Here is a 12693-nt window from a genome sequence, read left to right as displayed (position 1 = left end):
GGTTTACGGAAATATCCACCGCTGATTATCGTTAAGTTGGCTTCACTCAGTGAAGAACTCGCGTGCTTTCTCCATCCAGGATTTTGCACGTGGATGATGCAATGAGCCATCTTTCTGGCTGATAGACTCGAATTCTTCGAGCAATTCCTTCTGGCGCGGAGTCAGATTAACTGGTGTTTCCACTGCAACATGGCACAGCAGATCGCCTGTTGACTGATTACGTACACCGGTAATTCCCTTGCTGCGCAAACGGAAAATCTTACCGGTCTGGGTTCCAGTTGGTACCTTGATGCGAGCATGACCATCAAGCGTGGGCACTTCGATTTCCCCCCCCAATGCCGCCACGGTAAAACTGATTGGTATCTCGCAATGCAAGTGGTTTCCCTCTCTCTGAAAAACAGGGTGGCTGGCCAGATGAATGACCACATACAGATCACCTGCCAACCCGCCGCTTGCACCAGCCTCTCCTTCCCCAGTCAAGCGTATACTGTCGCCCTCATCTACACCAGCCGGAATTCTGACAGACAGGGTTTTATGACGCTTGACTCGCCCTGCTCCCTGGCAATCCGTGCAAGGATCGGAAACAATCTTGCCGCTGCCATGACAATGTGAGCAGGTTTGCTGAATCGAAAAAAAACCCTGTTGCATACGAACCTGGCCATGTCCGTTACAAGTTGGGCAGGTTTTGGGAGATGTCCCCGGTTTTGCACCGCTGCCATGGCAGGTATCACAGGCTTCCTGCCTGGGAATACGTATTTTGGTTTCTGTACCACGCGCCGCCTGTTCCAGTGTAATCTCCAGGTTATAGCGCAGATCAGCGCCACGATGGACACTAGAGCGTCCACCTCCGCGCATGCCAAACAGATCACTGAAAATATCACTGAAAGCGTCACTGAATCCCTGCGCTCCCGCTCCGCCCACTCCGCCATTCAGGCCGGCATGACCAAACTGATCGTAAGCAGCACGTTTGTTGGAATCAGACAGCACCTCATAGGCTTCCTTGATTTCCTTGAATCGTTCTTCCGCCTTCGCATCACCCGCATTCCGGTCAGGATGGTATTTCATTGCCAGCTTCCGATATACCTTCTTCAGCTCGCTCTCATCCGCATCCCGGCCGACACCGAGTACTTCATAATAATCACGTTGACTCATAAAAAATTCCTGCTGGTAGAAATCATCCAGACATCGTTGTGCCGATTACTCCAGCAATTTGATAAAAGGTCCATTGTAATAAGGGATATAAAACGCAGAGGTCAGAGAAAATAGTCATTTCCTCTTTTCTCTGCGTATATTTTCAGTACGAGTTACTGCTATGTGAACTTTGCATCAGCCCTGCGGAAAATCATTTTTTATCCTTGACTTCCTCGAACTCAGCATCAACAACCTCGCCTTCAACCGGCTTTTCTCCGGATTGACCAGCAGAGGCTGATCCGGCACCCGGACCTGCCTGCTGACCGGCTTGTGCCTGTTCCTGGGCATACATTTTTTCGGCCAGCTTGTGTGAGGCTTCGGTCAATACCTGTGTTTTCGCATCAATTGCCTCTTTGTCCCCAGACTTGAGCGCTTCCTCGGCATCTTTCAAGGCTGCCTCAATTTTGGATTTTTCATCCGCCTCCAGCTTGTCGCCATATTCAGTCAATGATTTTTTAACTGAATGAATCATGGCGTCACACTGATTACGGCTGTTAACCAGCTCCAACGCCTTCTTGTCCTCTTCCGCATGTGTCTCGGCGTCTTTTACCATTTTCTGGATTTCATCCTCGGATAACCCGGAGCTTGCCTGGATCTTGATCTTGTTCTCTTTGCCAGTTGCCTTATCTTTGGCCGAGACATGCAAGATTCCATTGGCATCAATATCAAAAGTCACCTCAATCTGCGGCATTCCGCGCTGTGCCGGCGGAATATCAGTCAGGTTAAACTGACCCAGACTTTTATTGCCAGATGCCATTTCCCGTTCACCCTGAAGCACATGGATGGTAACCGCTGTCTGGCTATCCTCCGCTGTTGAAAATATTTGCTGGGCCTTGGTCGGAATAGTGGTGTTTTTCTGGATCAGCTTGGTCATGACACCACCCAGTGTCTCGATTCCTAATGATAGCGGCGTAACATCCAACAGCAGCACATCCTTGACGTCTCCCTGCAATACTCCGCCTTGAATCGCGGCGCCAATTGCAACCGCCTCGTCAGGATTGACGTCCTTACGCGGCTCTTTTCCAAAAATTTCCTTAACCTTATCCTGAACTTTCGGCATGCGAGTCTGACCGCCAACCAGAATCACGTCATCAATGTCAGACACAGACAACCCCGCATCTTTAAGCGCAGTCCGGCAAGGACCTGCGGTGCGTTCGATCAGCTCTTCAACCAGACTTTCCAGTTTGGCTCGTGTAATCTTGACTGCCAGATGTTTGGGACCCGAAGCATCTGCTGTAATGTATGGCAGATTTACTTCCGTCTGCTGACTGGAAGACAACTCGATCTTAGCTTTTTCTGCCGCATCCTTGAGCCGCTGCAGTGCCAGCATGTCTTTTTTCAGATCAATTCCACTCTCTTTCCTGAACTCTTCTACCAGATAACTGATCACACTGGAGTCAAAGTCCTCTCCTCCCAAAAAAGTATCGCCATTGGTCGCCAGTACTTCAAACTGATGTTCACCTTCTATTTCTGCGATTTCAATGATTGAAATATCAAACGTACCCCCTCCCAGATCATATACCGCAATTTTGCGATCACCTTCCTTCTTGTCCATCCCGAATGCAAGCGCTGCTGCAGTTGGCTCATTAATGATTCGCTTGACTTCCAGTCCCGCAATACGCCCTGCATCCTTGGTGGCCTGCCGCTGAGAATCATTGAAATATGCCGGAACAGTGATAACCGCCTCCGTAACCGATTCACCCAGATAATCCTCGGCTGTTTTTTTCATCTTCATCAACACTTGTGCAGAAACCTCTGGTGGAGCAATTTTCCTGCCGCGCACTTCTATCCACGCATCGTTGTTATCAGCGCGCACAATCTTGTATGGTGTAACACTGATATCCTTTTGCACTACTTCTTCATCGAACTTGCGGCCAATCAGTCGCTTGATGGCAAACAGAGTATTTTCCGGATTAGTAACCGCCTGACGTTTGGCCGATGCGCCCACCAGAACTTCATTGTCTTCTGCATAAGCCACAATCGACGGAGTCGTTCTTGTACCTTCAGCATTCTCGATGACCTTAGGTTTGTTGTTTTCCATGACGGCAACGCATGAGTTGGTCGTTCCAAGATCAATGCCAATTATTTTTGCCATAGTATGTCCTTTAAAAGTTGAAATTTATCCTACCAACATGAAATAAGGGTCTTCCTGAAAATCTCAAGTGCTCTTTGCCTTGGAAACAGCAACCATGGCAGGCCGGATTACCCGCTCATGTAATACATACCCCTTTTGCATGACTTGTGTAACTGTGTTGGGAGGTATATCCGATTCCACTGTGCACATGGCTTCATGCTGGTGTGGGTCGAACTTTTCTCCTTGTGGATTGATGGTATGAATGTTGAATTTTTCAAAGACTGCTGCAAGCTGCTTGCGCGTAAGCTCCACACCATCTTTCAAACTCTCAATGGTGGAATTTTCCACAGCCAGCGCAGCATCCAGACTATCCATCACGGCCAGCAACTGGGTGGCAAAATTATCAATAGCATACTTATGTGCATTGGCAATATCTGTTTGCGCGCGTTTGCGGATATTCTCGGTTTCTGCCTTGGCACGCAACCAGGCATCATGATGCTCGGCTGCTCTTATCTCTGCTTCTTTCAGCTGTTGCTCAAGATCTGGAATAACAACACCCTCCTCGGCTCTTTCTGTATTTTCCGTTGATGCACCGGAATGCTGTTTTTCCAGAGTATCCTCCATTTCCGACAGTTTCTGTTCTTCGATAGGTTCCTGGTTATGTGGCTCTTGCATAGATTCCTCCTATAACGGTGCCGGTGATATTGGGGTCAATATTTCCCTTTTCAACCCCAAATCACAAAAAAATCATTGGAGCTGTACTCGGTTTCAATGGGTAAAGATTGGCGGCGGGGAAGATCAGCTTCCTGGGATCAGTTGCTAATATTTTTTGCCAGGTGCGCTGCCAGACCAATGTAACTTGCAGGAGTAAGCTGCAGTAGGCGTTCTCTTTCAGCCACGGGAATATCAAGTTGTTCGATAAACTGTTGAAGTGTGCTGCGGTCGATTCCCGTTTTCCCGCGCGTTAAAGCCTTGAGCTGTTCATACGGGTTGACTATTCCATAACGACGCATCACGGTTTGAATCGGTTCGGCCAGAACTTCCCAGGCATGCTGCAAATCCTCCGATAAACGCATTGGATCTGCTTGCAGCTTTCCAAGCCCCTTAAGACATGAGTCATAGGCCAGTAACGTATGACCAAGCGCCACCCCCATATTGCGCAGCACGGTCGAGTCGGTAAGATCACGCTGCCAGCGTGAGATCGGTAATTTTTCACTCAAATGCCTGAGCAAGGCATTGGCGATACCCAGATTGCCTTCCGAATTTTCAAAATCAATTGGGTTGACCTTATGCGGCATGGTGGAAGAGCCAACCTCATCTGCTTTGGTTTTCTGCCGAAAGTAACCCAGTGAAACGTAGCCCCAGATGTCACGGTTCAGATCAAGCAGGATCGTATTGATGCGAGCGTAGGCATCGAACAGCTCGGCCATGGTGTCATGCGGTTCGATTTGGATCGTATAGGGATTAAAGGTGATGCCGAGCTTCTCGACAAAGGAACGAGCAAACGTTTCCCAGTCGAATTCTGGAAGGGCAATCATGTGGGCATTGTAATTACCCACCGCTCCATTGATTTTACCGGAAATGGTGATAGCGGCAAGACACTCACGCCCCTGACGCAACCGGTAGACAAAATTGGCCATTTCCTTACCCATGGTAGTCGGCGTGGCTGCCTGTCCATGCGTACGGGCAAGCATGGGAACATCAGCCAATTCCCTGGCAAGCGTTGTGAGTTGTTTAATGATGTCATCAAGCGCGGGGAGCATGACCTGATCCCGACTATGTTTGAGCATCAGACCGTGTGACAGGTTGTTGATATCTTCTGAAGTGCAGGCAAAATGAATAAACTCGGAGAGCGCCACAATTTCCTGATCTCCAGCCAGTTTTTCCTTCAGCCAGTACTCTACCGCCTTTACATCATGATTGGTGCGCGCTTCGATAGCTTTGACAGCTTCTGCATCGGCAATGGAAAAATTCTCCGAAAGCTGATTCAACTGTGCAATTACGCTAGCTGACAGCGATGAAACACCGGTCAAGACCGGGATATTCGCTACTGCTTTAAACCACTCAATTTCCACATGAATCCGGTGGCGGATTAATGCATATTCGCTGAAGAAGGGACGCAAGGCTGCCACCTTCTGCTGGTATCGGCCATCTAATGGAGAAAGTGAGAGAAGTGTCGGGATATCCATCAATTAATACTTAAATGATTGTTTGAATTCGGTCATTCACGGTGCGGGAGCGCGCATTTTATCACAGCTCGCCATCATCTCTCCGGCTGGGATAAAATGACATAATCAATATTCCAAAAACAAAAAGGACAATGAAATGCAGCTTATTGGATCACTGACCAGCCCGTATGTACGCAAGGTACGCATCATGCTTGTTGAAAAAAGCATCGACTATGAATTTACCAATGATCCTCCGTTCAGCCCTGACACCAAGGTTGCCCAGGTTAATCCGCTGGGTAAGGTACCGGCTCTGATTATGGATGACGGCTTTATCCTGTTTGATTCACGTGTGATTGTTGAATATCTGGATGACCAGGACAGCGCCAGTTCCACCCGGCTGATTCCGGCTTCCGGACCTGAACGACTGCGCGTCAAGCGCTGGGAAGTGCTTGCTGACGGGATCATCGACGCCTGCGTGGCAATTTATCTTGAACGGAAACGCCCTGAATCACAGCAAAGCCAGGAATGGATAGAACGTCAGCAAAAGAAAATTGACCAGGGGCTGCAGGCAGCTTCATCGGATCTGGGTGATCAAGCATGGTGCGAAGGAGCATCCATGACCTTGGCTGACATCGCACTCGGCTGTGCATTCGGTTATCTGGATGCTCGTTTCGCCGAGATCAAATGGCGTGATACTTACCCCAATCTCGTTCGGTTGGCTAATAAACTGGCAGAACGTCAATCATTTAAAACAACCGTTGCTCCGAATTAATCAACCGAATCACCAAAAACAGAGCCAGGAAACAGCGTGGCTTTAGGAACATCAGCCAGAATAGGCTGAGCGCCCGGAGAAAATCAGCTTTTGGATGAATTATGCGGATCGACCGCAGTCAGCAGACCACGCAAAAGATTCACCTCTTCCTTTTCCAGCCGGGTACGTGCAAACAAACGACGTATCCGGCGCATGAGGTGTTTGGGTTGGTCAGGATCCATAAATCCACTGTGGATCATGACCCGTTCCAGGTGATAGTGTAATCCTTCAATTTCATGCAGGCTGGCGGCATCCGGCAATCGGGATGCAAAATAATGCGCAGCAGCATCTTCTTCAAGTACCATGCGCAGCTCATAAGCCATAACTTGTACCGCAGCTGCCAGGTTAAGCGAAGAACAATCAGGGTTAGCCGGAATCTGCACCGTTACCTGGCAATGACTGATTTCCGCTGCGGTCAATCCGGCACTTTCCCGGCCAAACAGCAACGCTACCGGATGATGCTGTGCATGCCGGATCAGCTCAATGGCTGCCTGCCTGGCATTACAGGTCGGGTGCGGCAAATCACGCCGGCGAGCAGTCAGGGCAGCAGCCAGAAAAGTATCCCCCAGCGCCTCCTCCAGGTTACTGCAGACGTGCGCCGTGTCAAGTATGTCGCGTGCATTGGAGGCGCGGGCATCCGCCTCACTATCCGGAAAGGATTTCGGGTTGATCAGGTAAAGCTTGTTCAGCCCCATGGTTTTCATGGCACGGGCCGTTGCACCGATATTGCCCGGATGGCTGGTATGGCTCAACACAATCCGGACATTATCGAGCGGCGAGGCAGGATTCATATTAGAATAGCGGTTTTCCAGTCATTTGTTTCTAAAGTAAATTTTTTACCATGCATCCCACGCTTACCATCGCAGTTAAGGCAGCTCGCCGGGCCGGCAACATCATCAATCGTGCCTCAATGGATTTGGATCGGCTGACTGTTTCGCGCAAAGCTCACAGCGATTTTGTCAGCGAAGTGGACAAAGCTGCTGAAGATGCCATTATCAAAATATTGCTGGATGCATACCCTGATCATTCGATTCTAGCAGAAGAAAGCGGTGCCAGCGGGAATGCAAACAAATCGGAATATCAGTGGATAATTGATCCATTGGACGGCACCACCAATTTCCTGCACGGATTTCCAAAATACTGCGTCTCGATCGCGTTGTTACACCGTGGAATTTTGTCACAAGCTGTCATCTACGATCCGGTAAGCGATGAATTATTTACTGCCACGCGCGGCAGCGGTGCCTTTCTCAATGATCATCGTATTCGTGTTGGCAAACGAGCACAGTTAGGCGAATGCCTGATCGGCACTGGATTCCCGTTTAGAGATTTCACACATATGGATGCCTATCTGGCCATGTTCAGAGACATGATTCCCAAAACAGCCGGCATTCGCCGCCCGGGCTCTGCGGCACTGGATCTCGCTTACGTTGCCGCCGGACGTTACGATGGCTTCTGGGAAACCGGGTTGGCGCCGTGGGACATTGCAGCCGGATGTCTGCTTATTCTCGAAGCAGGAGGTATGGTTGGTGATTTGGAAGGGAACGGACATTACATGCAAAGTGGGCAGATCGTTGCAGGCAATCCCAAAATCTTCTCCCAGCTTCTGCAAATTATCACCCCCCATCTGACCGAACAGCTTCTTGCCGAGAACCGCGAGTTGCCCAAGTAATTTGAGTTAATCACAGGAGAACCTGATGGAGAACCGAGCACACGCATTTGCTGCCGGTCTGTTCGTACTCCTCCTGGGAGTAGCGGCGGTCATGGCGGTCAAATGGCTTAGTCGTGACAATATTAATCACAATCATTATTTTCTGATTTCTGCTGGTGGCTCTGTATCCGGATTGAATCCGGAAGCATCCGTTCGTTACCGTGGAGTAAATATTGGGAAAGTCGAAGAAATTTACTTTGATAAGGAAAATATACGCAACATCATCGTCCGTATCGCTGTCAGCAGTCACGTTACGCTTCCCAAAAATATCTACGCACAGCTGGCCAGCCAGGGTATCACCGGATTGACTTACGTCGAACTGAATGATGATGTCTCTGAAGCAGGAGCCGGTTATCTGGAAAACGAGGCACATATTTTCCTGAGATCTTCACTTATCAAAACCCTTTCCGACTCTCTGGAAGAAATCCTCAAGAATTCAAACACAGTAATTAAGCAGATAAACAATCTGCTTAATAAAAAAAATCAGGCGCATATTGGCAAGATTTTAAGCCACTTGGAACAGACAGTTCAGCATTATGACAAATTGACAGAAGAGCTCCAGAATGGTTTGCAAGCTTTGCCGCAGTTGACTGGCGAATTCACGTCGACATTCAGGCAAACTCGTCAGGTCATGGAAAATACCAGCCAGGTACTACAAAAACTGAATCAGCAGCAAGGATTAATAGACAACCTGACCCAAGGATCGCTGGAGATGGCTCACACCCTGGATAGCCTGAATGAAACTGGCCAGGCTGTCACGCAAAGTACGCGCAAACTGAATCAATTACTAAATTTGCTGGAAGCACATCCACAAAGCCTGGTATTTGGCAAACCACCCGCCTTGCCTGGCCCTGGCGAACCAGGATTCACGCCACCACAGCCGATAAAATGATGACGAAAGTTTCTATTGCCCTTCTGGCTATTTTGTTGACAGGGTGTACCTTGACACCCAAAGCACCATCCTCCGTCTCAGTTTACGATCTTGGCCCGCCATCTGCTATCACACTCGGATCTTCCCTGTCCTCTCAAGCGACTATTCAGATTATAGATATCGCCGCACCCGTCTGGCTGGATACTCAATCAATCCATTACCGGCTTGCCTACCATGATCCTGCCCGCATCTATACCTATGCTGACAGTCGCTGGAATGCACCACCAGCAGAACTGTTGACCGAGCGCTTCAGGCAGTATTTTGCGACTGGAAACATTGATAGACACCATAAAGACGATACGCCTGTAAACTATCTGTTAAAAATTGATCTGGGTGAGTTCACCCAGATTTTTAATACACCGGGTAATAGCCAGGTTGTTGTTCAACTACGTGCTTCTCTGTATGAACCAACCTCACGCTTGCCAATTGCACACCAGCACTTTCTGGGAAGGCAAGAAACTCAAACAGCGGATGCAGCGGGTGCAGTTACAGCCTTTATTCAGGTAAGTGACAACTTGTTGAATGAGCTGGTACAGTGGTTATCCGACATTCGTCAATAATGAATACAGTATCTTTGGCTAATCAATGATGCGCATACTTGGTCTGATTCTTTTATTACAGTTGCTCCTGTCTGCCTGTGGCTATAAAAGTTCACTTTATCTCCCACAGGATCAACCCGTTAAAAACAATAAGCAGGAAAAGTCATGAGCCATTTCAGCTCATTTAATTATCGAAACCACCAGCTTTTTGCAGAAGAAATTCCACTGACAGCAATTGCAGCTGAGTTTGGCACCCCTTGCTATGTTTACTCAAGTGCGGCAATCCGCACGGCTTACCAAAGCTTTGATCGCGCCTTCGGTCAGAGAAACCATCTGATCTGCTACGCAGTAAAAGCCAATTCAAATCTTGCTGTATTGAACCTGCTTGCCCGCTTGGGCAGCGGCTTTGATATCGTCTCTGGCGGGGAATTGCAGCGAGTATTGAAAGCAGGAGGCGATCTGCAAAAAACGGTTTTCTCTGGAGTAGGCAAAACATTTGAGGAAATTCGTATAGCACTGGCGGCCAATATTTTCTGTTTCAATGTTGAATCAGAAATGGAACTGATCGCATTGAATGAAATTGCCGGACAAATGGGAAAGATCGCGCCAGTCAGTCTGCGCGTCAACCCGGATGTGGATGCTAACACTCACCCTTACATTTCCACAGGAATGAAGGAAAACAAGTTTGGTATCCCGGCTGCAGAGGCTGAACGGATATACGCAATAGCGCAACAGCTCCCCTACATCCGTGTCTCAGGGCTAGATTGTCATATTGGCTCGCAATTGACTGAAATTGCGCCATTCATTGAAGCAGCCCATAAAATGCTGGATTTGCTGGCACGATTACAAGCAACAGGTATTTCCATTGAGCACCTGGATCTTGGTGGAGGACTAGGAGTTCGTTATGATCTGGAAATCCCTCCCACGATAGAGGAGTATGTCAAGGCATTATGCGCGGCTACAGAAAATTATCCGCAGCAATTGCTTATCGAGCCCGGACGTTCAATGGTAGGGAACGCCGGACTACTGCTGACCCGAGTGCATTATCTCAAACACGCACCACACCGCAATTTCGCAATTGTTGATGCTGCAATGAACGACATGTTGAGGCCAGCTCTGTATCAGGCCTATCATTCAATATTACCAATCGCCAAGCGTACAGGAGAGACAAAAATTTACCAGATCGTCGGACCTGTTTGCGAGACAGGCGATTTTCTCGGCCATGACCGTAACCTGACTCTGGAAAGTAATGATTTATTGGCCGTTATGTCTGCAGGCGCGTATGGTATGAGTATGAGCTCAAATTACAATACCCGCCCACGTGCAGTTGAAGTCATGGTGGACGGCAGCTCAGTACATCTCATTCGTGCACGTGAAACAATAGAAGATCTATATGCTCTGGAAAAGATACCAACCTGAAACCCGCACATAACTCCAATTATGTCGGATATCACCACACTCGACGATGCGCGCTACCAGGAATTCATTCTACAAGGCGTATCACGCACTTTCGCGCTCACTATTCCTCAATTGCCGCCAGCATTGCGTGCAGTGATAGGAAATGCCTATCTGTTATGTCGCATTGTCGATACAGTTGAGGATGATAGCGCCCTCACATTGGAGCAAACACGCGAACTGGCTGGAATGTTCACCGAGGTCGTCAGCGGTAGCATCGAAGCTGAAATTTTTGCACAAGCCCTGTACCCTCTACTTTCAGAACACACTATTCCAGCAGAGCATGATCTCATCAAGAATACCCCTGCCGTCATACGAATGACACACAGCTTCAATTCTGTGCAGCGCCAGGCGCTGGAACGCTGTATTCGTATCATGGGGCAAGGAATGGCCGCATATCAGGAAAAAGAATCTTTGGCAGGCCTTGAAAACCTGGCCGAGATGGATCTTTATTGCTACCACGTTGCCGGTGTGGTTGGTGAAATGCTGACTGAATTATTCTGTGATTACTCCCCAGAAATCAATCAACATAAATCGACCCTGATGAAACTGGCTGTATCTTTTGGTCAGGGATTACAGATGACCAATATTCTGAAAGATATCTGGGAAGACAGAAAACGAGGGGCATGCTGGTTACCAAGAGATATTTTTCTGGAAGAAGGGTTTGATCTCGATAATTTACAACCAGGCCGTTGCGCGCAAGGTTTTCATGATGGACTGGGTACCCTGATTGGTATTGCAAAATCACATCTGCACAACGCGATGATCTACACCCGCCTGATCCCATCGCATGAAACAGGGATACGCCGCTTCTGTCTGTGGGCAATAGGTATGGCTGTACTTACTTTAAATAAAATTAATAACAAGCGTAATTTTACTGCTGGGGTACAGGTAAAAATTTCTCGCAGGAGCGTCAAAGCAACCGTTTTAATCACCAGCCTTCTGGCCAGTCAGGATTGGGCACTTAGAAAGGTTTTTTCAATATCTTCCAGAAAGCTGCCGGAAGTACAAATTACTGAATTATAAAGCCGAAACAATCTCGTCATTAAATCGCTGAAGCGCTTTAAGCGGATCTGGTGACCGGGTAATCGGCCTGCCTATAACAAGGTAGCTAGCCCCGTTCCGTATTGCCATAGTCGGCGTCGCAATCCTTGCCTGATCATCCCTATTATCATTTGATGATCGAATACCGGGAGTTATCAGCCAGAAATCCTTACCTGCCTTCTCTCTCAGACTGGCTGCTTCCAGCGCCGAGCAAACCACACCATCCAAACCACAGCGCTGTGCAAGCAGAGCCAGTCGCTGCACGATAATTTCCGGCGAGCCAGATATGCCTAGCTCACTTAAGTCATCATGATTCATACTGGTAAGCAAGGTTACAGCGATGAGTCTGGTTCTCTTTCCATCCAACGCCTGCCGGGCAGCAAGCAACATTTTGCTTCCTCCCAGCGCATGTACATTGATCATCCATACACCCAAACTAGACGCAACACTACAGGCCGCCGCAACAGTGTTCGGAATATCGTGAAATTTCAAATCAAGAAAAACATCAAAGCCCAGTCGCATCAATTTCTCGATCAGCTGTGGACCTGCCAAGGTAAAAAGTTCTTTCCCAACCTTAATCCGACAAAGTCTGCTATCCAGCGTGGCTGCAAAATTCAACGCCGTGCCTTGGTCAGAAAAATCCAGTGCGACGATAATACGCGAATCATTCATACAGCCAGTAATATCAGGGTTTCCTACGGATTTTTTTAATGAGACAGGATAAATACCCGAATAGGGCACCTGCTGCGAAACAGAGGAAAAGCACGACTAC

General features: G+C 48.4%; 12 protein-coding genes. 6 read left to right on the top strand and 6 right to left on the bottom strand.

The annotated features are described in order from the left end of the window. Positions 1 to 42 precede the first annotated feature (42 nt). The 4 genes from dnaJ to purB all read right to left on the bottom strand — a co-directional run bounded on the left by dnaJ (position 43) and on the right by purB (position 5454). Positions 43 to 1152 carry a molecular chaperone DnaJ gene (dnaJ, locus tag ABF86_RS02125; RefSeq protein WP_011633533.1) on the bottom strand — a complete coding sequence of 370 codons (1110 nt, stop codon included), beginning with the start codon at positions 1150 to 1152 and terminating at the stop codon, positions 43 to 45. 190 nt (positions 1153 to 1342) lie between these two features. Further along, positions 1343 to 3286 (bottom strand): molecular chaperone DnaK, encoded by a 1944-nt coding sequence (gene dnaK / locus ABF86_RS02120; protein WP_011633532.1) that lies wholly within the window; start codon positions 3284 to 3286, stop codon positions 1343 to 1345. 63 nt (positions 3287 to 3349) lie between these two features. Beyond that, complete coding sequence (gene grpE, locus ABF86_RS02115; RefSeq protein WP_011633531.1) at positions 3350 to 3940, bottom strand: nucleotide exchange factor GrpE; 591 nt, start codon at positions 3938 to 3940, stop codon at positions 3350 to 3352. A gap of 137 nt (positions 3941 to 4077) precedes the next feature. Then, positions 4078 to 5454, bottom strand: coding sequence for an adenylosuccinate lyase (purB, locus tag ABF86_RS02110; protein WP_011633530.1), 1377 nt, complete (start codon positions 5452 to 5454; stop codon positions 4078 to 4080). Positions 5455 to 5590: 136 nt separating this feature from the next. Between purB and ABF86_RS02105 the strand changes: the two genes are divergently transcribed. Next, complete coding sequence (locus tag ABF86_RS02105) at positions 5591 to 6205, top strand: glutathione S-transferase (protein WP_011633529.1); 615 nt, start codon at positions 5591 to 5593, stop codon at positions 6203 to 6205. Between the two features lie 83 nt (positions 6206 to 6288). On the opposite strand, the gene ABF86_RS02100 is transcribed toward ABF86_RS02105, so the two are convergent. Next, positions 6289 to 7035 carry an RNA methyltransferase gene (locus ABF86_RS02100; protein ID WP_074684679.1) on the bottom strand — a complete coding sequence of 249 codons (747 nt, stop codon included), beginning with the start codon at positions 7033 to 7035 and terminating at the stop codon, positions 6289 to 6291. A 50-nt stretch (positions 7036 to 7085) separates the two neighbouring features. Here ABF86_RS02100 and ABF86_RS02095 point away from each other — a divergent pair, with 50 nt between their 5' ends. From ABF86_RS02095 to ABF86_RS02075, 5 genes are all read left to right on the top strand, one after another. Continuing rightward, positions 7086 to 7913, top strand: a complete 828-nt coding sequence (locus ABF86_RS02095) for an inositol monophosphatase family protein (RefSeq protein WP_011633527.1) — start codon at positions 7086 to 7088, stop codon at positions 7911 to 7913. Positions 7914 to 7938: 25 nt separating this feature from the next. Next, positions 7939 to 8844: an MlaD family protein gene (locus ABF86_RS02090; RefSeq protein WP_011633526.1), complete on the top strand. Its 906-nt coding sequence runs from the start codon at positions 7939 to 7941 to the stop codon at positions 8842 to 8844. Further along, positions 8844 to 9443, top strand: a complete 600-nt coding sequence (locus ABF86_RS02085) for an ABC-type transport auxiliary lipoprotein family protein (protein ID WP_041353660.1) — start codon at positions 8844 to 8846, stop codon at positions 9441 to 9443. Before ABF86_RS02090 ends, ABF86_RS02085 begins: the two co-directional genes overlap by 1 nt. 144 nt (positions 9444 to 9587) lie before the next feature. Beyond that, the gene (gene lysA / locus ABF86_RS02080) at positions 9588 to 10841 is read left to right on the top strand and encodes a diaminopimelate decarboxylase (protein ID WP_011633524.1); all 1254 of its coding nucleotides are present in this window, start codon (positions 9588 to 9590) and stop codon (positions 10839 to 10841) included. A 21-nt stretch (positions 10842 to 10862) separates the two neighbouring features. Further along, positions 10863 to 11903 carry a phytoene/squalene synthase family protein gene (locus tag ABF86_RS02075; RefSeq protein ID WP_011633523.1) on the top strand — a complete coding sequence of 347 codons (1041 nt, stop codon included), beginning with the start codon at positions 10863 to 10865 and terminating at the stop codon, positions 11901 to 11903. Here ABF86_RS02075 and pyrF read toward each other — a convergent pair. Then, positions 11898 to 12593: an orotidine-5'-phosphate decarboxylase gene (pyrF, locus tag ABF86_RS02070; RefSeq protein ID WP_011633522.1), complete on the bottom strand. Its 696-nt coding sequence runs from the start codon at positions 12591 to 12593 to the stop codon at positions 11898 to 11900. The two genes, ABF86_RS02075 and pyrF, sit on opposite strands and share 6 nt — an antisense overlap. Positions 12594 to 12693 lie beyond the last annotated feature (100 nt).

The organism is Nitrosomonas sp. GH22 (genome assembly GCF_009833115.1).
In the GTDB taxonomy this organism is placed as follows: Bacteria; Pseudomonadota; Gammaproteobacteria; order Burkholderiales; family Nitrosomonadaceae; genus Nitrosomonas; species Nitrosomonas eutropha.
The sequence above is the reverse complement of the archived record's forward strand: the minus strand, read 5'-3'. Positions and strand labels throughout refer to the sequence as shown.